The following is a 23,230-nucleotide window of genomic DNA, read 5'->3' on the forward strand; positions in this document are numbered from 1 at the left end:
TCGCGGGTTCGAATCCCGTCGTCCGCTCGGAGCGGGTCTCGTAACCCATCCAGCGGTGGGTTGGCCGAGAGGAGAGGCAACGGACTGCAAATCCGTGCACACGGGTTCGAATCCCGTACCCACCTCGCAGCATCAGCACGACAGCACGAGCCCTGACGGGCGATTGGCGCAGCGGTAGCGCGCTTCCCTGACACGGAAGAGGTCACTGGTTCGATCCCAGTATCGCCCACCAACGAAAAGCCCCGGGAAACCGGGGCTTTTCTGCTCCTGGGTACACGTCCTCGTAGCGAAGTCAGCCGTCTTCCACGGCTGCTCTCAAGATCGAGGCTCAGCCGGCGTCTGCCTCCTCGATCCTCGGCCCGCCCTGCACATCGGGATGGTCGACGGGGACTAGTAACACCTAGTTACTAGGGATGATCATTGGATCAAACGCGTCCGCGAGGACCCTTTGACCCTAGATTGCAGCGATGACCACACGAGCGACCTTTGGTCGCGCCATTTCATTCACCGCCGCCTTGACCGCTTGTCTCGCCTTGTCTGCTTGCGGATCAACCGTCGACGCAGCCGACGCAGAAAAGCAAGCAACAGAGAAGATCCCGGAGCTCGCTGGATCCGAGATGGCCATCGATTCGGTGGCATGCCCAGAGGATGTCGAGTACGCCGTCGGGGAAACGTTCGACTGCGACTACGTCGTGGAAGACGGCTCGAAGGGTGTCGTGACCTTCGAGATCGAGAATGAGGACAAGTACTCCCTGGCCATTGCCACCAATGCCTCAGGCCAAGTTGCAGATTACCTGTTGAACGAAGATGAGGCACTGGCCTCAGTCGAGTGCGAGGACCCGATCGAAGACGGATCTGAATGCTCCTTCGAGGACGAAGAGGGCGACACAGGAACGATGACAATCACGCTCACCGATGACGGCGGGTTCGAAAGCGCCGCCGAATACGACTGACAGATCAAGCTCAAGCCCAAGGCCCCGCGCGCCATCTCCTGATGGTCCGCGGGGCTTCGCTTCGTTTGTCGAGGTCGGGCCGACCGCGCGACACGGAGACACCCTCCCGTCGGCGAGACACGGCTGAAAGGTGCTCGATGTTGGACGGTCTGCCGCTGACGGGCAACGAATAAGCTGCCACTCGCCCGCCCGACTCATGGTGTCGCCGGAGAGGTCATGCCAACACATCCCCAGCGGTGCCGGTGCCACTGGCGGCACGCGCTCGGACCGCGTACGGCACCACCGGCTCGGTGATGCCCTTGACGTGGCGCGCCTCACGCGCCTCGACCTCCCACAGATCTCCGAGCTGCTGGGTCAGAACTGACTCTGACAACACCTCCCCCGGCTCGGCCAGTTCAAGGAGCCGTGCCGCCAGATTCACCGCCGGCCCGAAGTAGTCGCCCGCTCGGACGATCACATCACCGGCGGCCATGCCGACTCGGACGGCGAGAACGGCATCGAGTTCCGCCAGCCGCGCGATGAGACCGTGCGACGCCTGCGCAATGCCGTCGGGCGACGCCCCCACGAACATCGCGGCGTCCCCGATCAGCTTCACGCAACGAACTCCCGCCGCCGCGGCTTCGTCGTGCGCGATGCTCTCGAAGAGCCCCAGCAAGGAGTGCAGGGCATCAGCATCGAGCCGCCCCGTGGCCGCTGTGAAGCCACACAGATCGGCGAAGCTGACGCACCATGGCACGCCGTGGAGCCCAAATCCCTCTGGAGCATGGGCTTGCTCGAAGTGACGTGTCGCCGACAACAGGTGGTGGCGGAAGGTCATCTCGATCATCTCGACGACCTGAGGCATGAGCGAGGCGGCGAGGGCGAAGGCATGCGACGTGGCGAGCTCATCGGGACTGTGCAGCAGGTCGATCTCCGGGACAGCTTCCACCATCGTCGAGGCCACTGCCTCGCACATGCGCGACACCGCGGCACCCTGGACCCGAGCCAGCGCCAGGGCCTGCGACTCGCCGACGAGCTGCGCGATGAGCGGCCACACGGCCAGGGCAGCGGCCTCTTCTTCAGTGGCGACCGGCTCATCAAGCACGGGCTCCTCGAGCCCCAGAGCACGCCACAGTCGCGTCGTCACGGCCGTCTCCTGACCCAGTCGCGATGCCACATCGGCGATCGTCAACGTCGTGGCGCCGGGCCGAATCATCTGGTCGCCCTCCAGGGCGTACAGCCGGCCACGCTTGGCGGCTTGACTCAACAGCAGATCCTCGAAGCCTGCACCTCGCAGGTGGGCCACCAGTGCCTGCCGCACGGCGACGTCCGGTGCACCCGCCAGCAGATGTTCCTCCTCCATGTACGCACTGTGCCGGACGAGCACCCTGCCCGGCAACGACCGGCGGAACCGGTCTGCGCATCGCACGGCATGATGTCACGTGATGACCACGCTCGCGGATCCCCTGACCTTCGACCACGGACCGGACTGGTGCAACCGCGTCGCGCTCGCGCCGCTCACCAACACCCAGAGCCACGCGGACGGCACGTTGTCCGACGAGGAGTATTTGTGGCTCGAGGCTCGAGGACGCGGCGGATTCGGGCTGGTCATGACCTGTGCGACGTACGTCGTGCCGGCCGGTCAGGCCTGGGCCGGACAGCTTGGGATCGCCAGCGACGCGCACCTGCCCGGGCTCACCCGGCTCGCGCGAGGGCTTCGTGCCACCGGGGCACGGTCGGCAGTTCAGCTCCACCACGGCGGCCGGCGCGCCGACCCTGCCTTGAGCGGGCGACCCAACCAGTGCCCGTGGAACGACCCGGACAAGAATGCCGTGGCGATGACGACCGCCGAGGTCGAGGAATCGGTGGCCTCCTTCGTCGCCGCCGCCGTTCGCGCTGAGGAGGCAGGATTCGACGGGGTCGAGGTGCACGGTGCGCACGGCTACCTGGTGGGCCAGTTCTTGGACGGCCGGCACAACCAGCGTGCGGACCAGTACGGCGGCTCGCTGGAGAATCGCGCCCGGATGCTGATGGAGATCCTTGAGGGCATCCGCTCAGCCACCGGCCCCGCCCTCCAGCTTGGCCTGCGCCTCACGCCGGAGGGATTCGGCATCACCGTGCCCGAGGGCCGCGAAGTGGCGCGGCAGGTCCTGGACAGCGGTCTGCTGGACTACCTCGACATGTCATTGTGGAACGTCTTCATGGAGCCGCGCGGCGCTGGACATGAGGGGCTGCTGATCGAGCACTTCACCGATCTCCCGCGCGGCGGGACCCGCCTGGGCGTGGCCGGCAAAATTCTCTCCGCCACGGACGCCGCTTGGTGCCTGGACAAGGGGGCCGACTTCGTGTCGGTCGGCATGGGTGCGATCGTTCACCACGACTTCGCTCAGCAGGCCATTGCTGACGCCGCGTTCGCCAGCAAAGCCCAGCCGGTCACTCGCGAGCACCTCGCTGCCGAGTCCGTGAGCCCCACGTTCATCGAGTATCTCGATGCCGGCTGGGCCGGGTTCATCGCCTGACGCGGTCCGGCGAGTTTACGACTCGCGTCGACTTGCCGATCTTCTCGAGCAGACCATGCTGAGACGGTCGCCCCTTCATGCCACGTGAGATGAAGCGAATCTGATTCCGTGACGGATCAAGTGAGGAACACCCATGTGCCGCGTTCTCGCCTACATCGGCCCAGAGATTCCAGTCGAGAGCTTGCTCCTGACGCCGGAGAACAGTCTCATCAACCAGACGCTTGATCCCGAGCTCCACCCCGAGCTCCAGCTCGCCGGGTGGGGATTCGGGGCGTGGGGCGAGCACCTCCTGAAGCCCGAGGAGCCGTTGCTGTATCGGCGGCCGATGGCGGCGTTCTACGACGACAACGTCGAGGGAATCATCCCGAGCCTCCAGGCGAGCACGCTGCTGGCGCACGTCCGGGCCGCCTCCTACAACGCCGGCGTCGTCCTGACTGACGAGAACTGCCACCCATTTTCGTATGAGAAGACCCCGTGGATCATTGCCCAGAACGGTGCGCTGCCGCACTGGCAAATCTTGCAAAGGGAGTTGCTGCCTCACATCAAGGACGAGTTTCTCGAACAGATGCGAGGCACCACTGACACCGAATTCTTGTACGTCCTCCTGCTCTCCCTTCTTGAAGGCGACAGCGACGACGACGTGCAGGTCGGCTTCGAACGGATGTTGACGCTCGTTCTCGATGCCATGCGCACTCTTGATCTGGTGGCACTGACCAAGCTGAAGATCGGCCTCGTGTCGCTGGACCGGGTCATCGGGGTCAACTTCGGCGCGGGGCACGACGGAGAGACTCACCCATCCGGAGACTGGCGAGAACTGCGAAAGTCCGGGCCTGGCACGGACGATCATGCGAAGTCGATGCTGCTCGAGCCGATGTACGTGCTGATGGGGACGAACTTTCAAGATCACGAGGGAACGTACGACCTCGACGTCACCTCGGGCGACGAGGCGACGTCCGCGATCTTCGCCTCCGAGCCGCTCACCGAGAGCATCGAGGACTGGATGCACCTCGAGTTCGGCGAGATCGTCTTTTTGGAGCGCGCCGACGAGACCGTGCGGCGGACGGTCCGGACACTGGACGTGTGACGAGGTGTGCGGGCTCTTACCATCCTTCCGTCGATAGCTGGATGGGTCTATCTTTTTCCCTATGACGGCGGGCGAGATCGAGCAGCCAGCCGCTCCGGTGATACCGGACGCGGAGGTCGAGTCACGCAGGACCGACGCAGTCGCGACGGCGTTCGATGCCGGCGGTGGAAGCCATCTCCTGATCGATCAGCTGTCATCTCGGCTCGACAGTCTTGCCCTGCTCAGCGAGCACGACATGTCCGCTTTCGACAGTGCACTCGAGACCTTCGGCACCCACGGACTGGTCGAGCAGCAAATGATCACCGAGCTCAGCAGCACAGAGCCAATCGCGCATCCTGAGCGATTCAGCGAGGCTCACCGACGTGCCGTCAGAGCACTCGAGGTCTTCGACCGCAACGGCGCCAGGCCGCCGTCGGTGCTGCCGGTGTGGGCCATTGCGCGCCGACCCGCCGCCCAGGTCGTGCAGCTCCTCACCACGGCGATCGTCCGCAACCACCAAAAGCGCCTCATCCGGGACGTGCGTCAGCTGTACGCGCTGCGGGAGGCGAACTCGGCCACCGACAGCCCTCAGCAGGTGATGCTCGCGCGAGCGCGCACCCAGATGGACGCCTTCGTCGCCGATTTGAACAAGTCCAGCCTCCCGCTGCCCGCCTTCTTGGTCGGCGGCGCTGCCATTTCCGGGACCCTGTCGGTGATTCGCTCGTCGTTCAACGCGGACTGGAGCCGCTACCTGTTCTCCGCGGCATTCCTCGTTCTGGGCCTCGTCGCGTTCTGGTGCATCCTCAAGGCCGCCGGCATCGCCCGACGCCGGACGCGCATCGCTCTCGACGCGAGCGTGAAGGCGCTCTACGAAGTCATCGGATCGGCCGGCAGCCCACCGCACGACCACTCCAAGCTGTTCGCCACTGTCGCGACCGTCCTGCTGATCGCGGTGTGGGTCGTCGTGCCTGTGGTCGTGGCATCCGCCGCGATCACGTGGCCGTGGGAGGGCTGAGCGACGCTACGAGGTGGGCTTTCCTGCGAGGGTCGCCGACCCGGTCGCGTTCGTCGGTCATGCGGCCTGAGCCTCCCTGCCGGAGTCGTGCTCCACCCCGCTGTCGATGGCGGCGTTGATCGCCGCTCCGATGAGCACCGCGATCGAGATGACGTACAGCCACAGCAGAACCGCGATCGGTGCGGCGAGCGGCCCGTAGATTGATGTGCCGCCGGTGGAGAATCCGAGGGCCCACCGCACGAAGTAGCTGCCGAAGATCCACATCAGCAAGGTGAAGGTGGCGCCCGGCAGAGCCATGCGCCAGCGCCGCCGCACAGGCACCGCCAAGTGGTACAGCGTCGCCACGAATCCCACCGACAGCATCAAGACGGCGGGCCAGTACAGCGATCGGAACATCTCCAGGCGATCGGGGAGCAGGCTGGCCGCAACCTCCGGGCCAGCCAGCACCAGTGGCACCAACGCGATGCCCACGACGAGCGCGATGACGTACATCGCAAACGACAACGCCCGAGTCTTCACGATGCCTCGGCGTCCGCCCATGCCGTAGATGATCGTGATGGTGTCGATGAAGACGTTGAGCGCGCGCGATCCGGACCAGAGCGCCAGCACGAAGCCGATCGAGATGACATCGATGCGGCCCGACCCGAGCACGTCGTTCAGGGTCGGCGTGATGATCTCCTCCACCGTGTCGGGGGTCAGCGCCTGCGAGGCGAGATCGATGACTCGTCCGCGGAGCACGTCGACCTGCGTCACGTCGTAACGCTCGGCGATGAAGCCGATGGTGCCCGCCAGGCCGAACACGAGAGGCGGCAGCGACAAGATCGCGAAGAACGCGGCTTCAGCCGCCAGACCTGTCACGCGGTAGCGGAAACAACTCGAGACCGTGCGCGTGATGATCCGCGCGAGCCAGCTGCGAACCAACGCCACAGACCACGGTCGATCTACCGCGCCGGCCACCATGCCCCTACGGTAGCGACATGGATGACTGCGCCCGCACAGGCGAGACCCGTTCCCCCGTACGAGTTGGACCACTCCCGACCGCCCGGACGGGGGTCTGATGCGCCTCCTTGGCCTGAGTGCTGCGATGTCGGCGCTCATCACGATCGTCACGGCTGCCGCTCTGAGGGCCAGTGATCCCGCCTTGGCAGTCATCGCCGTTGCCGCTGTCACTGTCTTGTTGACGTGGTACGCGCGACTGCACGCCGACGACGATCACCCAGTGCTCGGACTCGCCAACCCCGCGTCTGCCACGACGCTCGCCGCCGTCGGCCGTCGCAGCTGGTCAACGCTGCTCCCGACCTGGACTGCGCACGTGCTGGGCGCGGTGCTGGGCGGCGTCGCCGCGCTCGGACTCGGCGATCGATGGGGCGATCCGTTGCTCTTCGACGCCGATGACCTCGTGATCGCCGGCGTTGGTGCAGCGATCGTTGGTCTCGTTGGCGCATGGTCAACGCTGGCCCTGGATGCCTCCGGCCCCGACGCCCTGGCGGCCGTGCCGGTCGCCGTGGCCGGCGGCATCCTCCCTCTCGGACTGATCGGCACGTTCTCCCCATCAGTCGTTCTGGGACTCGCGGCGGCCGATCTGTTGGCGTGGGACGTTGCCCTCGTGGCCGCCGGATCTGGCCTGCTCGCGGCCGCTGTCGGAGGGTGGATCGTCGGATTCTTGATTCCGGCCGCGGACTGACCACTCAAATTCGATGCCATCCCGGCACAGTTCTCACATGCTGGACGGGAATCTCACTATTCGAGATTGATTCTTGTGTGGGCCTCCGGGTGCACGCACACTGACTACATGCTCGCCGCACAGCACCTTCGACTCGTGGAACGTCTCCACGTCGATCTCGGTCGCGCCAGCAGCATGATGTGTCGCTGAATTCATCGCGCACCCACGACCCCATCTCCCCGGCGCGCGGCGACATCTCCCGACCAGCGTCCGGACCGCCGCGAGCCCTCCCCCGTGAGGATCATCATGACTGCACCGGCACTCATCGCCTTGGCACCCGACACGCACGACCCGCGCACGGCTGACACCGTCGCGGCACTGACCACCCTGATCGGCCGAATCCGTCCCGACCTGCGCGTCACGAGCGCGTCCCTCGGCCGTGCGAACACCTTGAAGTCCACGGTCGATCGCCTCGTGGTCGAGGGGCATCGCGAGATCGTCGTGATTCCACTGTTGTTCACCGCCGACCAGGACATCACCGCGGCCGCCGCCGCCGCTGCGGCCGCAGCAGCGGACCGCCACGACGGGGTTCTGGTCCACGTCACCGAGGTGCTGGGCATCGAAGGCGCCTTCCTGCAGGTGCTTGACCAGCGCCTGCGCGAGGCGTTGTCGCTGCGCCGGGTGCGCGAGCTCGATGGACTGGTGCTCGCCGGCGAGGGATCGAGTGACCCGTTGGTGCAGTCCGCCATCTCGCGGGCCGCACGCGCCTGGGGCAACCAGCACCGACTGCCCACCATCGCGGCCTTCGCGACAGCCGCTCCCCCGGCGGCTGGCGAAGCAGTGCGCGCGCACCGCGCCGACGGACGGCGTCACATCGCGGTCGGCCTGCTGTTTCTCGCGCCGGACCACCACACCGACCGGGTGACGGAGCTGGCCACCGAGGCCGGAGCCATCGCGGTCGCAGCACCTCTGGGCGCCGACGCCGAGATCGCTCGCGCGGTCCTGGCGCGCTATGCCGTGGGTGCGGTGAGCCTGGTTCCGCTGGATGCGTGGGCCGTCTGAATCACGTCATGTCGAGGCTTCAGCAGCCTCCTACGTGACGTGAGCGATTCGTCGCACGGATCCGCGGCCCGGCACCCCGTGCGGTGCTGCGGCAGTGGAGTCAGGGCGCTAGCCCTCGAGGCCATCTCCGCAGCGAAGGACCCTAGCTGGCGGCCAGCCGAGCCTTCTCGACATCGACGTCGAAATCAGCCGCAGGCCACTGCAGATCCATGGAGCGCAGGGCTTCTGCCAACAGGGTGGCCACCACCCAGTTGCGGTACCACTTGCGGCCGCTCGGCACCACGTGCCACGGGGCCGTGTCAGTCGAGCAGCGTTCAAGAGCCACGTTGTAGGCCGCGGCGTAGTCCGACCAGAGCAGCCGTTCGTCCACGTCTCCCGGGTTGTACTTCCAAAATTTGTCGGGGTTGTCGAGTCGCTCGCCGAGCCGTTCCTTCTGATCATCGGGACTGATGTGCAGGAAACACTTGACGAGGGTGCCGCCACCATCGACGAACGATCTCTCGAAATCATTGATCGCTTCGTAGCGTCGTTCGATCTCCCCAGCGGGCGCCAGCTCTCGCACTCGCGCGATCAGCACATCCTCGTAGTGCGAGCGGTCGAAGATCCCGATCTCGCCGGCCTGGGGCAGCGCCCGCTCGACACGCCACAGGAAGTCGTGCTCCAGCTCCTCGGGGGTCGGCTTCTTGAACGCCGTGATCGCCAGGCCCTGCGGGTCGACCAGTCCGGCCACGTGCCGGATGATGCCACCCTTGCCGGACGTGTCCATGCCCTGCATCACCAGCAGCACGCGGCGCGTGCCCACCTCTGCGCGCGCCTGGGCGAACAGTCGCTCCTGAAGGTCCGACAACTCCTTGCCCAGCGCGGCCATGGCATCGGCCGCATCGGCCTTGTGTCCATCAAATCCCGTGGTCGCCCGTGAATCGAGCAGCGCCACGTCGATGGGCCCGGAGGTGGTCAGCTGAGCGGAGAGCGAAGGCATGGCGGCAGCCTACGATGCAACAGTCCTGTCCACCCTCGCCCGATCCGGCGCAGAACCGCGTACCGTGAGCCCCATGTATGACGTAGCCCTGCTCATCGAGCGCCAGCTCGAGGACCTCGACGCCGACCAGATCATCGCACTGCACGAGGGCCTCGAGGACACGGTGCGGTATCACCTGCTGTTGCCGGTCGAGAACTCGACCGCGATACTCACCTCCTCGATGAGCGCCATCGGTGGCGGCCAGATTGCGGCCATGCCCGACCCCGGCACGGTCGAGGAGGTCCAGCACGAGGTGATGCGCGCAGGTCAGGCCGAGCTTGACGCCAGCGCCGCCTTGTTGACCGCCCGCGGACAGCAGACGTCCACGCAGCTGACGGACCTTGATCCGATTGACCAGCTCAAGGAGCTCGTCGCACGGACAGGATCCAGCGAGGTCATCATCCTCACCGAGTCCCACGTGGTGAAGGAGTTCTTCCAGATGGACTGGACGTCTCGGGCCAAGCGCGCCCTGGACGTGCCGACACTGCACCTGCTCGAGCACGTTCCGTTCGACGCCCAGCGCTGACCTGGTCTGCTGCGTCGGGCGACTTTGTGGCCGCCGCCGTAGGCTTGACCCATGGCCTATGACGTGGAGAAGACGGACGCCGAGTGGAAGGACGAGCTGAGCGCCGAGGAGTACCAGGTGCTCCGCAAAGCCGGCACTGAACGCCCGTTCTCCTCATCCTTCGAGACCGACACGACGCCGGCGGTGTACTCGTGTCGCGCCTGCTCGACCGAGCTGTTCCGCAGCGACACCAAATTCGACGCGCACTGCGGGTGGCCCGCCTTCTACTCACCGATGGCCGAAGACCGAGTCGAGTACATCGAGGACCGCTCCATGTTCGGCCGGACGCGGGTGGAGGTGCGCTGCGCCACCTGCGGTTCTCACCTGGGTCACGTGTTCGAGGGTGAAGGTTTCGACACCCCCACCGACCAGCGCTTCTGCATCAACGGCATCACGCTCACCCAGACCCCAGACTGACGCCGCCCGCATCGCCCGGGATCAGGGCCAGCGCGAGGTGAGCTCGGCCGCGGTGTGCAGCTCGCCGGTGTAGAACGGGACTTCCTCGCGCACGTGGCGACGGGCTCCACTGGCCCGCAGGTCGCGCATGAGGTCCACGATGCGGTGCAGGTCGTCAGCCTCGAAGGCCAGCATCCATTCGTAGTCTCCGAGCGCGAAGGACGCCACGGTGTTGGCGCGCACGTCGGGGTAGGGCCGTGCCTGCATGCCGTGCTCCTTGAGCATCTCGCGACGCTCGTCATCGGGCAGCAGGTACCACTCGTAGGACCTGACGAACGGATACACGCACACGAAGCGGCGCACGGCGTCATCGGTCATGAAGGCCGGAATGTGCGACCGGTTGAACTCGGCGGGGCGGTGCAGGGCCAGCTGTGACCACACCGGCGCCATGCGCGAGCCGAGCGCCGTGCGCCGGAATCGGTTGTAGGCGTCCTGCAGCTGCCCGCTGTCCTCGGCGTGCCACCAGACCATCAGGTCAGCATCGGCGCGGATCCCGCTGACGTCATACAGGCCACGCACCACGACGTCATCGGTGGCCAGCGATGCGATGAGCTCGTCCACCTCGGCCGCCTCGGCAGATCGATCGGCGCCGCCATCGCCCGGCTCGCCGAACACGCGATCGAGTCTGAACACCGACCACATCGTGTACCGGATGGTCTCGTTGATCTCCTTGGCAAGCTTGCCCTTGTTCGCAATCGTGGTCACGCGTCCATTGTCTCCCGTGCAAGCAATCGCGCGGCAGCGGCCCGACCTGTGCCAATGGTGGCCGGGATGCCCACACCCCTGTAGGCAGCACCGCAGATCTCCAGACCTTCGACCGACGCGACATCTCGCTCGATGGTGTCGACGACGTCGAGGTTACCCACGTCGTACTGCGGCAGTGCGCCGCCCCATCGGTGCACCAGCGCGTCGACGACGTGACCCACCGAGCCGGTCGCCGCGGCCAGATCAGCGCGGGCGAGGTCGATCAGGGTGGTGTCGTCGTGCTGCAGCAGCAAGGTCTCCCCGGCTCGTCCGATCGAGGTGCGTACCAGCGTGCGGCCGGCGGCCGCGTCGCGCGACCATTGCCATTTCGAGCTGGAGAACGTGGCGCCCTTGATCGCGGTGCCGTCGACCGCGGGCACCAAGAACCCCGATCCTTCGGGTTCGAAAGCTCCGTCGAGCACGAAGGTCACGATGCCCACGCTGGCGTACTCGATGCCCGCGAGGGCGAAGGCTGCCCGTGGTGCGACGTCGTGCAGCAGGCGTGCTGCGGCCGGCGCTGGCGTGGCCACCACGATCGCCTCGACCTCCAACGCCTCCATGGCGGTGGTGGGACCGATCGTGAGGCGCCACCCATCCACGGTGCGTTCAACGGCCCGGACGGTCGCACCCGTGCGGACGTCGAATCTGCCCGCCGCGACGATGGCCTCAGGCAAGGTGCCGACTCCGCCAGTGGGCGCAAAGAACACGGGAGAGAGTGGTCGGTCGGCCCGTTCGGCCCACGTCGCGGCCGCGCCGGCGACCAGATCAGGTCCCAGTGCCTCTACCTGGGGGGCGGTGGCCCGCAGCGACAATCGATCAGCGTGACCGGCGTAGACGCCGCCCAGCAACGGCTCGATCATGCGGTCCACGACCTCGCGACCCAGACGTTGCTCCACAAAAGACGCCACCGACACGTCGTGGTCGGGTACTGGCACCGCTCTCGCCGCTGGAGAGCGCGAGACGATGCCCGACGCGACCAGTGCGGCGAGATCTGCTGGCACCCCCATCACCGACGGCGGCATCGTTCGCAGCCCGCCGTGGGTCCAGATGGAAGCCGAGAGCGTGCGCGGGTTCTCGGTGGACGCGGACAGTCCGACGTCTCGGACGAGATCCAGCCCCTCGGGCCGACGCGCGAGGATCGACTCAGCGCCCAGGTCGACGCTGACACCACCGACCTCGCCCATGCGGAGCTTGCCGCCGACGCGATCGGTGGTCTCCAGCACCGTGACGGCGCACCCAGCGACTGCGAGGTCGTGGGCCGCTGCGAGTCCCGCGATGCCACCGCCGATGACGGCGACAGTGCGCGGCGTGGGGGTCACGTCAGGACCTGGCGGGCACAGGCTGCTGGTGCACGAAGTCGACAAGACGGGTCAGCGTGTCCGGGTCCGTTGCTGGCAGCACCCCATGGCCGAGGTTGAAGATGTGTCCGCGGGCGGCTGCGCCCTGGGCGATGATCTCGGCTGCCCGGGCGTGGACGACCTCAGTGGGAGCAAACAACGTGGTGGGGTCAAGGTTGCCCTGCACGATGGCGTCCGGGCCAAGCCGGCGGACCGCCTCGTCCAACGGCACGCGCCAGTCAACGCCCACGACATCGGCGCCCGCGTCAGACATCGCGCCAAGGATCTCGCCAGTACCGACGCCGAAGTGGATGCGCGGGACGCCGAGGTCAGCGACCGAGTCCAGCACCGCGGCCGAGTGCGGCTGGACGTAGGTCAGGTAGTCGGCGCGGGACAAGGTGCCGGCCCACGAGTCGAACAGCTGGACCGCTGACGCCCCTGCCTCCACCTGCAGGCGCAGGAACTGTCCGGCGATGCGCGCCATGCGACCCAGCAGGGCGTGCCACAGCTCAGGGTCGGAATACATCAGCTGCTTGGTGCGGCGATGGTCCTTGGACGGACCGCCCTCCACGAGGTACGACGCCAGCGTGAACGGCGCGCCGGCGAAGCCGATCAGCGGGGTGGGGCCGAGCTCGTCGGTCAGTGCCGACACGGCGGCCAGCACGGAGGCGACGTCGTCGGACTCGAGGTCCCGGAGCTGGTCGAGCTGGGCGGCCGAGCGGATCGGTTCGGCCACGACAGGGCCGGTTCCGGGCACGATGTCCAGGTCCACGCCGATCGCCTTGAGCGGGACGACGATGTCGGAGAAGAAGATCGCTGCGTCGACCTGATGGCGTCGCACGGGCTGCAGCGTGATCTCGACGACCATCTCGGTCTGGAAGCACGAGTCGAGCATGTTCGTGCCCTCGCGGATCTTCAAGTACTCCGGCAGCGAGCGGCCGGCCTGCCGCATGAACCACACAGGGACATGATCGGGTCGCTCACCCCGACAAGCGGTCAGGAAGGCGCTGGAGGACAGGCGGGCAGACGCCTCAAGACTCATGCCGCCATTCTCTCAGGTGTCCCCGACGTCAAGGCCCAGAGGATGAAGTGGAGTGTCGTGGAGGGCTGAAACGCCGGTCGGAGCATAGAGTCATGGGGTGGTTGCACGCATCGAGACAGATCAGGCGCCCGCAGCATTCACCGACGCCGTGCGTCAGGTCCAGCACGCAGTGATGCGGCCGGAGGTGTTCGTCGACGACATGCCCGCCCCCCAACGCATCGCCCCGCACGCCTACGCGATCAGCGGTGATGTTCGCGTGGGGCCCGACGACGTGGGCACCGGTCGGTTCATCCTCTTGCACGACCCTGCGGGCAACGACGCGTGGGGTGGCACCTTTCGGTGCGTCACGTTCGCGCGAGCCGACATCGACGCTGACATGGCCGCCGACCCGCTGCTGCCGAGCGTGGGATGGAGCTGGTTGATCGAAGCGCTGGAGGCCCACGACGCGGACCACAGCGCCGCCAGTGGCAGCGTGACGGTCGTTCGGTCCGAGAGCTTCGGGCAGATGTCCGAAGACAGTTCGGACGCCCAGATCGAGGTCCGCGCTTCCTGGACCCCGCTGACCGAGAAGGGCAATCACGCCGCGGCATGGTCCAACCTGTTGTGCGCGATCGCAGGACTCCCCCCGATCGCCCCTGGAGTCGTCCCTCTCCAGCGCAGGCGTGGTGGCCGTTGACCCCCGACTCCCCCGCAGCCGTCCCCCCTCCCCACGACCCTGCACCTGACGAACCGGCACCCGACGAGGTGCCCGCGGTCGTTCTCCCACGACTCGAGCTGCGCGACCCGCTCCCCGCGGTCGTCGAGACACCGGAGGCACTCACGCGGGCGTGTGCGCAGATCGCCGCCGGCACCGGCCCCGTGGCGCTCGACGCCGAGCGCGCCTCGGGATATCGCTATTCGCAGCGGGCCTACCTGCTCCAGGTGCGCCGCGAGGGGTCCGGCATCCACCTGATCGACCCGATCGCCTTCGACGACCACAGCGAGCTGTCTGCAGCGTTCGGCGACGCCGAGTGGATTCTGCACGCCGCCACGCAAGACCTGCCATGCCTGGCTGAGATCGGTCTGCGCCCGACTGCCGTGTTCGACACCGAGCTGGCCGGCCGACTGCTCAACCTTCCCCGAGTGGGTCTCGCGTCCCTGGTCGAGCACTATTTGGGACTCAGCCTGGCCAAGGAGTTCTCGGCAGCCGACTGGTCCACACGGCCGCTGCCCGAACCATGGCTGGTCTACGCCGCACTCGACGTCGAGGTCCTGATCGAGCTGCGCAACCTGATCGACGACGAGCTGACCGCCACCGGCAAGCGGGAGTGGGCCGCCGAGGAGTTCGAGGCGCTGCTGTCTTTCGCCGGACCACCGGAGCGCATCGATCCGTGGCGCCGCACGTCCGGCATGCACAAGGCACGCGGCCGGCGCTCGCTCGCGCTGGTACGCGAGCTGTGGCTGACCCGCGACGTGATCGCCGAGGCGCGGGACACCACCCCCGGCCGCATCCTGCCGGATGCAGCACTCATGGAGATCGCCATGACCGCGCCGACGACCGTCGGCGACCTCAAGCAGATGAGGGCCATGCGCAATCGTGGGCCCCGCCGTTTTCTCAGCGAGTGGTTCGATGCCGTGGAGCGCGGACTGGCACTGCCGGACACCGAGCTTCCCACCACCGGACTGCGGTCTGACGGCCCGCCGCCGCCACGCGCGTGGTCGGAGAAGAATCCTGAAGCCGCCAAACGGTTGGCTCGCTGCCGATCTGTGATCGTCGCGCTGAGCGAGGCGCACGACCTTCCAGCGGAGAACCTCATCACTCCGCAGCTCGTGCGCAACCTCGCCTGGGAGCCCCCCACCACGGACGGAACGGTCACCGAGGGATCCGTGGTCGACGCACTCGAGGAACAAGGCGCACGGCGCTGGCAGGTGGGCCTCGTGGCGTCCCAGCTGGCGGATGCACTCAGTTCGTAACGGGTGCTAGCTCGGCTCCGGCGACACGGCGCACCACCCGGCGCGGCGTTACCGTTGACGCCATGACGGTCTCCGGCACGTGCGACCCTCGTTTCGACGAGGTGGCGGACCTGCTCGAGAAGTCCGTCACCGACGGCTCCGACCGCGGGGCATCGCTTTGCGTGGTCCGCGACGGCAAGACCGTCGTCGACATCTGGCACGGCGCCGCAGACCTGGACGGCCACGTCCCATGGGAACGCGACACCCTCGTCCCGGTGTGGTCGATCACCAAGGTCATGGCCAACCTCGCCGTGATGGTGCTGGTCGATCGGGGCGAGCTCGACGTCGACTCCCCTGTGGCCCACTACTGGCCCGAGTTCGGCGCGGCCGGCAAGCAGTCCGTCACGGTCGCCCATCTGCTGAGTCATGCGTCGGGAGTACCTGGATGGGACCAACCGGTCACCCCCGATGACGTGTTTGATTGGCCATCGTCCACTGCGATGCTGGCCGCCCAGGCGCCGTGGTGGGAGCCGGGCACCGCCTCGGGCTACCACCTGCTCAACCAGGGGCACCTCGTCGGCGAGGTGGTCCGACGCATCACCGGAGACTCGATCGGCACCTGGTTCGCCCGCGAGATCGCCGCGCCGCTGGGGGCGGACTTCCACATCGGTCTGGCTGCTGAGCACGATCACCGCGTCTCACCGGTCAGTCCGCCGCGGCCGCTGCCGGTGGATTCGGCCGGGATCGACCCCGACAGCATTGCCGTGCGCACCCTCACCGGCCCGTTCGTGCGGGCGCGCGAGGCCAACAGCGAACGATGGCGACGCTGCGAGGTTCCCGCTGCGAACGGACACGGCAACGCGCGCTCGATCGCTCGCATCCAGTCGGTCATCTCCCACGGTGGCGAGGTGGGTGGCGTGCGGTTGCTCTCTGCTGACACCATCGGGCGGATCTTCGAGCCTCAAGTGTCAGGGACCGATCTGGTGCTCGGTGTCCCGATCACCTTCGGACTGGGCTGGGCGCTGCCGGAGCCGCGCGTCATGCCATCGGTGGCTCCCGGCCGACGGTGCTACTGGGGCGGACTCGGCGGTTCGGTGGTCGTCAACGACGCCGAGCGGAGCTTGACCGTCGCCTACGCCATGAATCGGATGATCCTCGAGCCCGTTCCGGGCATGCCCCGGCGGACCCGCCCGTGCGGCGACAGCCGCTCGGACGCGTACCTCGCGGCAATCGACCGGGCGATCGCATGAGGGACTTCCACAAGCCCCAGATGCCCGGGAAACCGCATTTCGAGGCCCAGCCTGATCGCGAGGACCCAGCTGAGACGGCAGCCGCCGGCCACCGCATCGCCACCCTGCTGGTGCGTGGGCCCCGTGACGAAGCGGACCAGCAGCTGGTGGACCGCGTGCTGCACCTGGCTGACACCGAGGGCCTGTCCACCATCGCGGAGCTGTGGGCGCACGCCCCGGCGGACACTCTGGCGGGATCGCTGTGGCGACTCTATGCGCTGCGCACCTGGGTGCACCGCAATCCCGAGACCGCAGCCCACGAGTACGGCATCGGCAAACCGTTCGCGCCCGTGCACGAGGTGTTGGCTGGAGTCGTCGACCCGCCCGGGCCGGCCGAGGTCATCACGCTGGTCGACACCGTGGTGCGGGGCATCGTCGGCCCCGCCTTCGACGTGACGCTGGATCGCGCGGCGGCATTCGCGCACATCGTCGGCATTGGTCGAGCCCAGCTCGACTCGGGAGATCCCGGGTCCGCAGTGCGACTCGTCGACACAGCCATCCAGCTGCGGCGGGCAGCGGACCTCGAACGCACCGTGGGTCTGCACTAGACGACACGCTCGGCCGACACGATGGCGCCATCGCCGCGAGTGCGCCCACACCGGGGTTAGGCTGGGCGAGCGCCGGACCGCGGCAGCCCCGGGTCCCAACACAAGCCGCCTCGAGCGGCCACGCACCGTGAGGTGCTCCCGGTCCGGCGCAATATTTCCACCGACATCGTCCATGCTCGTGTCCGACGACTCTGCGTGGTCGAGGATCGTCGCCTCATGCCGATGTCAGGGCGCGAACGTCGTGTAGGACATCGTCGGGCGACCGAGGTCGGCCAGCTCAGCCAGCTGCTCGGTCGTCGGCGTCCACGCCCCTGCCGCAGCATTGGATGCCACTTGCTCGGCCGACGTCACGCCGGCGATCACGCTGACCACTGCGGGCTGGGCGGCCAGACCACCGATCGCCAGCTCGAGCGTCGAGATGTCGTGCCGTCGCGCGAACGACTCCAGCTGCTCGATCCGATCCCAGTCCGCTCCCTCCAGCCGGCCCGCCTGGATCTCCAGCCGGCTGCCGGCTGGCGCTGGCTCGCCCCGGCGGTACTTGCCGGTCAGCAGCCCGTAGGCGAGCGGGAAGTAGGGCAGGATCCCGACGCCCCGGTCTAGACACGCCGGCGTCAGCTCCACCTCAGCCGTGCGGTTGTACAGGGAGTACTCGTTCTGGGCCGTGACGAACGCCGCTCCCCCGGACTGACGGGCGATCCAGTCGGCATCGACGATCTGCCACGCCTGTAGATTCGAGCATCCGATGGCTCGCACCGTACCGGCTTGCACCAGCTCATCGAGGGCGCCGAGCGTCTCGACCATCGGAGTGGCCGGGTCAGGAGTGTGCAGCTGGTAGAGGTCGATGTGATCGACCCCCAGCCGACGCAGGCTCGCCTCGACGGCGGTGCGCACGTAGGCGGCCGATCCCCGCCGTCCGCCGTCGTCGCCGTTGACGCCCTGCATGTCCATGCCGAACTTGGTGGCGATCACGACCTCGTGACGGCGACCGCGAATGGCCTGGCCCAGCAGTTCTTCGCTCCGACCAGTTCCGTAGGTGTCAGCCGTGTCGAAGAACGGAACGTCGTGCTCGATCGCGGCGTCGACGATCGCGCCAACTCGATCGGCGTCGATCCGGGTGCCGAACGCATTGCATCCGATGCCCACAGAGGGAACGGTCAACGGTCCGATGGTGCGCTGAGCGGTCATGCATCCAGCATGTGGCACGTGGGTCGCTCCATCCCACGCGACCCTTCTCTCGATCGCCCTAGCGGGCGGCGAGCAGGCGGCGTGGGTTGATGATTCCCTGGCCAGTTCTGGAATCGCGGCCACGCGGTCCCACGTCGTCTGCCGTCGACAGCACGAGCGCGCTGACTTTGGAAGCGCGCCAACCCTTGCCGATCCGGGCGATCTTGAGGGCCGCGGCGGCGGCGGTGTATGGCGTCGCCATTGAAGTCCCCGAGAGATAGCAGTACGTCTTGGGGCAGCCGAGCCCGCGGTCCGGGGCTTCGATCATGGTCGAGACGACCTTGGTGCCAGGTGCCACCACGTCGACCCACGAGCCGCAGCTGGAGTACGACGCCGTGGACCCGTTGGAATCGATGGCGCCGACACCGATGACACCCGGGTAGGCCGCTGGGTAGGAGGTCGGCGAGCCGAGCAGAAGGCCGCATCCGTCGTTGCCGGCAGCTGCCACCACCACCACGTTCTTGGACTGCGCATACTCCACCGCCGCCCGACCTGCCGAGTCGCTCCACATCGACCCGAGGGAAAGGTTGATCACTTTGGCGCCGTGGTCAACGGCCCAGACGATTCCGCGGGCCACCGCTGCGGTGTCGCCTGAACCCGAGCTGTCGAGCACCCGCACGGGGAGGATCTTGGCCCGCCGCGCGAGCCCGGCGACGCCCCTCCTGTTGTCGGCGATCGCTGCGATGATTCCGGCGACGTGAGTACCGTGACCGTTGGAGTCTTCGGCTGAGGTTCCTGGTTCGACGAAGTCGTAGCCCTTGAGGATCTGACCCTTCAGATCCGGGTGCGCTGCCCGGACCCCCGTGTCGATCACGGCAACGACGACGCCGCTGCCGGTCGACGTCTTCCAGGCAGTTTCGGCCTGGAATCGGGTCAGCGCCCACTGCTTGCTGCGGAGGGTGTCGTTCGAGGCGTCAATCTGCACGGGGTGGGCCATGTCGACCCCAATGGTGGATGGACGGGAGAGACCTTCCACGATGAACTCGAGCGCCTGCGATCGCGTGGTTGCCGTGTTGGTGGAGATGTCGGGGCCGGCCGACGAGCGGCTCGTGGTCACGACCTTGAGGGGTTCCCCCGGAGTTGCGGTGGCCAAGATGTCTGCCGCTCGGTCCCGCAGCGTGCGGTCCAGCCCTGGCACCACGTCGTCTGCTGCTGCCGCGGTCGAGGTGGTGGCCGCGACCAGTGTCGTGCCGAGCAGTGCCGAAACCATGATCTGTCCGAATGCCTTGCGCACTGGAGCCGCCTTCCGTCGTTCAGGTAGATCAACGCGCGAACATGGGCCGTTGTTACGCCACATCGGCTGCTCATGGAGTCGTCGGGTCAACAAGACACGCCGGACGGTCGAAAGGGCTCGACAACTGGTTCCAAAGGCGCCACGGTTCGTAGTCCCTTCGGGCCATCTCGTGACGCTGCGCGGCCATGTGCCCTGGACAGTCGTCGAACATGGCGCCACGGAATGAGCCCTTGACTCAGGTCGTATCTATCGCCTCGCTGTTCGTCCGGGTGACGCGGCGGGGCGATTCTCATCCTCCACCGGTGGGATGCGGCCGTCTCCTACACTGACGCACATGCCTAAACTGCGTCGAGAACACCCGCCACGACGCAACCCACCGGGCGCCTGAGCCCTCGACCGCCTCCGTCGCCGCAGAAGCGGCGGCAACTTCTGGAAGTTTCCATGTCTCGTACGCAACTGTGGCGCGCTGTCGCCGCGTTTGGCGTCATCGCCATCGCCCTCGTGCTCACCCTGACGACATCCGCCCGGTTGGGACTGGATCTGCGCGGCGGCACCCAGATCGTTCTCGAGACCCAGGATTCGGATCGCGTCAAGGCCGACGCCGAGTCCACCGATCGCGCGCGCGATGTGCTGCGCGGTCGAGTGGACGCGCTCGGCGTCGCGGAGCCAACCATCGCTCGCTCGGGCGAACGCCGCATCATCGTCGAGCTGCCCGGTCTGCAGGACCCCCGGGAGGCGGCAGAGGTCATCGGCCAGACCGCGCAGCTGTCGTTCCACGAGGTGCTCTCGGTCGGCGACCCGCAAGCCCAGCCGACGGACGAACAGAAGCTGCTGCCAGATGAGTCCGGTCAACCGTTGTTGCTCGGCGCGCCGCTGCTTGACGGAAACGGTGTCGGCGACGCGGCCGCGGTGTCAGACCCGCAGGCTCTCGGCGCCTGGAGCGTCAACATCGACTTCAACGGTCAGGGCTCGGGCGGCTGGCGCGAGCTGGTCGACAGCGCCTGCGCCAACCCTGCGGCCGGAAACCGCGTGGCGATCGTGCTCGACGACAAGGTCATCTCGTCGCCCGGCGTCGTGCCCCAGCTGTGCCAGACCGGCGGCGGCAACCAGACGTCGATCACCGGCGATTTCACCCAGGAGGAGTCCAGCGATCTGTCCATCCTGATCAAGGGTGGCGCGCTTCCCGTCCCGGTCGAGATCATCGAACAGCGAACCGTCGGACCAACGCTCGGCGAAGCCGCGATCGACGCGTCGGTCGAGGCTGGAATCATCGGCATCATCCTGACCGGCCTCTTCATCGTGTTCGTGTACCGCTTGGTCGGCTTGATGGCCACCTTCGCGCTGGCTTCATACGCCCTCATCGCCTACGGCATGCTGCTGTGGCTCGGGGCCACTCTCACCCTTCCCGGCTTGGCCGGTTTCGTGCTGGCCATCGGTCTGGCCATCGACGCGAACGTGCTGGTCTTCGAGCGGGCCCGCGAAGAGTACGCATCGCAACAGGCCGGCGGCCTTCCGCCCGCGCTGACGACCGGCTTCTCCAAGGCGTGGACCGCCATCCTCGACTCGAACGTCACCACCCTGCTCGCTGCCGCACTGCTGTTCTTCTTCGCATCCGGCCCGGTCAAGGGCTTTGGCGTCACGCTGTCCATCGGTGTCATCGCCTCGATGATCTCCGCCCTCGTCGTGGCACGCGTGCTCAGCGAATGGGCAGTCGGGCGAAAGTTTGTCCAGAACCGTCCCGGCATCAGCGGTCTCGCCGGCACGAGCCGAGTGCGAGTCTGGCTCGACCAGCACGGCCCCGACTTGATGAGGCGCAGCGGCACGTGGATCGCCGTGACGCTGGCCGTGGCTGTCGTCTCGATCGGCGGCATCGTGGCCCGTGGCCTGGACCTCGGCGTCGAGTTCACCGGCGGCCGTGTCCTGGAGTACTCGACCGCTTCGCCCGTCGACCCCGAAGTCGCCCGCGAAGCGATCGGGGAGGCTGGCTTCCCCAGAGCCGTGGTCCAGTCATCGTCTGGCGACGGCGAATCGGAGAACATCAGCGTCCGCGTCGACGACGTCACCAACGACGAAGCATTCACCATCGAAGAGGCGCTCGCCGAGGTGGCTGGCGACGTGACGAAGGAACGCGACGAGCTCATCGGGCCGAGCCTGGGCGAAGAGCTGCGCAACAAAGCGCTGATTGCCTTCGCCATCGCGATCGCGGCACAGATGGCCTACCTCGCGTGGCGATTCCGGTGGACCTTCGCGCTGTCTGCGGTGCTGTCGATGTCGTCAGTCGTGCTGACCGTGGTCGGCGCGTTCGCCTGGTGGGGCAAGCCGATCGACGGAGTTTTCCTCGCTGCAGTGCTGTCCATCATTGGTCTGGCGGTCAACGACACCATCGTGGTGTTCGACCGCATCCGCGAGCACACCGCTCGTGACCGGAATCGACCTCTGCGCGAGGTGGTGAACGAGGCCATCCTGCAGACGATTCCCCGCACCGTGAACACCGGCCTCGGTGCCATGTTCATCCTGGCTGCGCTCGCGCTGCTCGGAGGCGACTCGTTGAAGGACTTCGCGATCGCCCTGTTGATCGGGCTCGGTGTCGGCATCGTCTCGACGATCTTCACCGCGTCGGCTCTGGCCGTGTTGCTGGAGGAGCGCTGGCCGATGAACCCGCAGAAGAAGGCGGTGGTCGCCGATCCGTACGCGGATATCGACGATGGCCGTTCAGCGACGGGGCCGATCCTCTGATGCGGCCGCCCGGCTCCACTAGGGTGACGGCATGACGAATCCTCCCGAGTCCGGTTCTCCTGGCCCGGAGCAGGATCCGTCGTCCCCGGGCGCCAGCACCCCGCCTCCACCTCCGCCGGGAGGCGACGCCCCAACCCCGCCGCCGTACCCGGGCGACGGCCCGCAGCCCCCTCCCGGATACGGCCATGCGCCCCCGCCGCCGGGGTACGGGCAGGCCCCAGCCGGCCCGCAGCCGTATGCGCAGCAGCAGCCCTATGGTTATGCGCCTCCCGGCGCCCCGTTCGCGTACGGAGCCAACCCGCAGGCCCCCTACGGCTACGACCCCAAGACAGGCCTGCCGTTCTCCGACAAGCAGAAGCTGGTCGCTGGCCTGCTGCAGATCCTGATTCCGCTCGGCATCGGCCGCATGTACGCCGGTCACGTTGGCCTGGGGATCGGGCAGCTGGCAGTCACGATCCTGACGTGCGGCATCGGCGCGCTCTGGCCGTTCATCGACGGCATCGTCATTCTCGCGGGCGATCCAAAGGACTCCAACGGGCTGCCGTTGCGCCCCTGAGCCTCAGCCCGGCAGTCCACAACCCCGACCCGGCAGGTGTCGACACCTTGTAGAGATCGGGGTAGTTTCCTGCGCATGAAGCTCGGGGGATTCTTCATCGCACTGGCGTTCGCGCTGGCCGCCTGCTCCAGTGATCCGCAGCCGCGCGAACCAGACCCCACCAGCGCGACACGGCCCTCGTCGACCTCCACCCCGCCCACCATGCCCGCCCAGGCGTCCGAGGACTCCCCCGAAGGCGCCGCCGCGTTCGTCAACTACTGGGTGACAGTTTCCAACTACGCAGCCGCGACCGGGG

The 23,230-nt window shown here is 67.3% G+C and carries 23 protein-coding genes and 2 tRNA genes; 17 read left to right on the forward strand and 8 right to left on the reverse strand.

Annotated elements, in window-relative coordinates; translation table 11 throughout:
• The first annotated feature begins 54 nt into the window (after window positions 1-54).
• The 3 genes from WB508_RS02925 (at window position 55) to WB508_RS02935 (ending at window position 953) form a co-directional block, all read left to right on the forward strand.
• A tRNA-Cys gene (locus tag WB508_RS02925) sits at window positions 55-125 on the forward strand.
• A gap of 32 nt (window positions 126-157) precedes the next feature.
• A tRNA-Val gene (locus WB508_RS02930) sits at window positions 158-232 on the forward strand.
• A gap of 235 nt (window positions 233-467) precedes the next feature.
• Complete coding sequence (locus WB508_RS02935) at window positions 468-953, forward strand: DUF4333 domain-containing protein (protein WP_423843381.1); 486 nt, start codon at window positions 468-470, stop codon at window positions 951-953.
• A 214-nt stretch (window positions 954-1,167) separates the two neighbouring features.
• Here the strand turns inward: WB508_RS02935 and WB508_RS02940 are convergent, their stop codons facing one another.
• Window positions 1,168-2,295 (reverse strand): adenylate/guanylate cyclase domain-containing protein, encoded by a 1,128-nt coding sequence (locus tag WB508_RS02940; RefSeq protein WP_423843382.1) that lies wholly within the window; start codon window positions 2,293-2,295, stop codon window positions 1,168-1,170.
• Window positions 2,296-2,377: 82 nt separating this feature from the next.
• Here WB508_RS02940 and WB508_RS02945 point away from each other — a divergent pair, with 82 nt between their 5' ends.
• The 3 genes from WB508_RS02945 (at window position 2,378) to WB508_RS02955 (ending at window position 5,529) form a co-directional block, all read left to right on the forward strand.
• Window positions 2,378-3,451: an NADH:flavin oxidoreductase gene (locus WB508_RS02945; RefSeq protein WP_423843383.1), complete on the forward strand. Its 1,074-nt coding sequence runs from the start codon at window positions 2,378-2,380 to the stop codon at window positions 3,449-3,451.
• Window positions 3,452-3,584: 133 nt separating this feature from the next.
• Complete coding sequence (locus WB508_RS02950; RefSeq protein WP_423843384.1) at window positions 3,585-4,535, forward strand: class II glutamine amidotransferase; 951 nt, start codon at window positions 3,585-3,587, stop codon at window positions 4,533-4,535.
• A 61-nt stretch (window positions 4,536-4,596) separates the two neighbouring features.
• Window positions 4,597-5,529: a hypothetical protein gene (locus WB508_RS02955; RefSeq protein ID WP_423843385.1), complete on the forward strand. Its 933-nt coding sequence runs from the start codon at window positions 4,597-4,599 to the stop codon at window positions 5,527-5,529.
• 57 nt (window positions 5,530-5,586) lie between these two features.
• Here WB508_RS02955 and WB508_RS02960 read toward each other — a convergent pair whose 3' ends face one another.
• A complete protein-coding gene (locus WB508_RS02960) occupies window positions 5,587-6,489 on the reverse strand; it encodes a YihY/virulence factor BrkB family protein (RefSeq protein ID WP_423843386.1) in 903 nt (300 codons plus the stop codon).
• A 97-nt stretch (window positions 6,490-6,586) separates the two neighbouring features.
• Here WB508_RS02960 and WB508_RS02965 point away from each other — a divergent pair, with 97 nt between their 5' ends.
• Window positions 6,587-7,213 carry a hypothetical protein gene (locus WB508_RS02965; RefSeq protein ID WP_423843387.1) on the forward strand — a complete coding sequence of 209 codons (627 nt, stop codon included), beginning with the start codon at window positions 6,587-6,589 and terminating at the stop codon, window positions 7,211-7,213.
• Window positions 7,214-7,498: 285 nt separating this feature from the next.
• Complete coding sequence (locus tag WB508_RS02970) at window positions 7,499-8,254, forward strand: sirohydrochlorin chelatase (RefSeq protein WP_423843388.1); 756 nt, start codon at window positions 7,499-7,501, stop codon at window positions 8,252-8,254.
• A 142-nt stretch (window positions 8,255-8,396) separates the two neighbouring features.
• On the opposite strand, the gene WB508_RS02975 is transcribed toward WB508_RS02970, so the two are convergent.
• Window positions 8,397-9,233 (reverse strand): PPK2 family polyphosphate kinase, encoded by an 837-nt coding sequence (locus WB508_RS02975; RefSeq protein WP_423843389.1) that lies wholly within the window; start codon window positions 9,231-9,233, stop codon window positions 8,397-8,399.
• A gap of 73 nt (window positions 9,234-9,306) precedes the next feature.
• Here WB508_RS02975 and WB508_RS02980 point away from each other — a divergent pair, with 73 nt between their 5' ends.
• The gene (locus WB508_RS02980) at window positions 9,307-9,798 is read left to right on the forward strand and encodes a hypothetical protein (protein WP_423843390.1); all 492 of its coding nucleotides are present in this window, start codon (window positions 9,307-9,309) and stop codon (window positions 9,796-9,798) included.
• Window positions 9,799-9,849: 51 nt separating this feature from the next.
• Window positions 9,850-10,254: a peptide-methionine (R)-S-oxide reductase MsrB gene (msrB, locus tag WB508_RS02985; RefSeq protein ID WP_423843391.1), complete on the forward strand. Its 405-nt coding sequence runs from the start codon at window positions 9,850-9,852 to the stop codon at window positions 10,252-10,254.
• Between the two features lie 21 nt (window positions 10,255-10,275).
• Here the strand turns inward: msrB and hemQ are convergent, their stop codons facing one another.
• Genes hemQ through hemE form a run of 3 tightly spaced genes read right to left on the reverse strand, consistent with a single transcriptional unit; the run spans window position 10,276 to window position 13,416 of the window.
• Window positions 10,276-10,998, reverse strand: a complete 723-nt coding sequence (gene hemQ, locus WB508_RS02990; RefSeq protein ID WP_423843392.1) for a hydrogen peroxide-dependent heme synthase — start codon at window positions 10,996-10,998, stop codon at window positions 10,276-10,278.
• Entirely contained in the window at window positions 10,995-12,356 is a 1,362-nt protein-coding gene (gene hemG, locus WB508_RS02995; protein ID WP_423843393.1) for a protoporphyrinogen oxidase, read from the reverse strand. The genes hemQ and hemG overlap by 4 nt, the downstream gene beginning before the upstream one ends.
• A gap of 1 nt (window position 12,357) precedes the next feature.
• Window positions 12,358-13,416 carry a uroporphyrinogen decarboxylase gene (gene hemE, locus WB508_RS03000; RefSeq protein ID WP_423843394.1) on the reverse strand — a complete coding sequence of 353 codons (1,059 nt, stop codon included), beginning with the start codon at window positions 13,414-13,416 and terminating at the stop codon, window positions 12,358-12,360.
• Window positions 13,417-13,513: 97 nt separating this feature from the next.
• Here hemE and WB508_RS03005 point away from each other — a divergent pair, with 97 nt between their 5' ends.
• From WB508_RS03005 to WB508_RS03020, 4 genes are all read left to right on the forward strand, one after another.
• On the forward strand, window positions 13,514-14,092 hold the full coding sequence (locus WB508_RS03005; protein ID WP_423843395.1) for a DUF3000 domain-containing protein: 579 nt from the start codon (window positions 13,514-13,516) through the stop codon (window positions 14,090-14,092).
• A gap of 68 nt (window positions 14,093-14,160) precedes the next feature.
• Window positions 14,161-15,369 (forward strand): ribonuclease D, encoded by a 1,209-nt coding sequence (locus WB508_RS03010; RefSeq protein ID WP_423843396.1) that lies wholly within the window; start codon window positions 14,161-14,163, stop codon window positions 15,367-15,369.
• Between the two features lie 62 nt (window positions 15,370-15,431).
• Complete coding sequence (locus WB508_RS03015; protein ID WP_423843397.1) at window positions 15,432-16,598, forward strand: serine hydrolase domain-containing protein; 1,167 nt, start codon at window positions 15,432-15,434, stop codon at window positions 16,596-16,598.
• On the forward strand, window positions 16,595-17,185 hold the full coding sequence (locus tag WB508_RS03020; protein WP_423843398.1) for a hypothetical protein: 591 nt from the start codon (window positions 16,595-16,597) through the stop codon (window positions 17,183-17,185). The genes WB508_RS03015 and WB508_RS03020 overlap by 4 nt, the downstream gene beginning before the upstream one ends.
• 225 nt (window positions 17,186-17,410) lie before the next feature.
• Here WB508_RS03020 and WB508_RS03025 read toward each other — a convergent pair whose 3' ends face one another.
• Window positions 17,411-18,370 carry an aldo/keto reductase gene (locus WB508_RS03025; RefSeq protein WP_423843399.1) on the reverse strand — a complete coding sequence of 320 codons (960 nt, stop codon included), beginning with the start codon at window positions 18,368-18,370 and terminating at the stop codon, window positions 17,411-17,413.
• A 58-nt stretch (window positions 18,371-18,428) separates the two neighbouring features.
• Complete coding sequence (locus WB508_RS03030; RefSeq protein WP_423843400.1) at window positions 18,429-19,643, reverse strand: S8 family peptidase; 1,215 nt, start codon at window positions 19,641-19,643, stop codon at window positions 18,429-18,431.
• Window positions 19,644-20,084: 441 nt separating this feature from the next.
• Between WB508_RS03030 and secD the strand changes: the two genes are divergently transcribed.
• The 3 genes from secD to WB508_RS03045 form a co-directional block, all read left to right on the forward strand.
• Window positions 20,085-22,379, forward strand: coding sequence for a protein translocase subunit SecD (secD, locus tag WB508_RS03035; protein ID WP_423843401.1), 2,295 nt, complete (start codon window positions 20,085-20,087; stop codon window positions 22,377-22,379).
• Window positions 22,380-22,410: 31 nt separating this feature from the next.
• Window positions 22,411-22,935: a TM2 domain-containing protein gene (locus WB508_RS03040; RefSeq protein WP_423843402.1), complete on the forward strand. Its 525-nt coding sequence runs from the start codon at window positions 22,411-22,413 to the stop codon at window positions 22,933-22,935.
• Between the two features lie 75 nt (window positions 22,936-23,010).
• Window positions 23,011-23,230: DUF6318 family protein (locus tag WB508_RS03045; RefSeq protein ID WP_423843403.1), on the forward strand; the 220-nt coding region annotated here is incomplete at its 3' end.

The organism is Aeromicrobium sp. (assembly GCF_049586495.1).
GTDB lineage: Bacteria > Actinomycetota > Actinomycetes > Propionibacteriales > Nocardioidaceae > Aeromicrobium.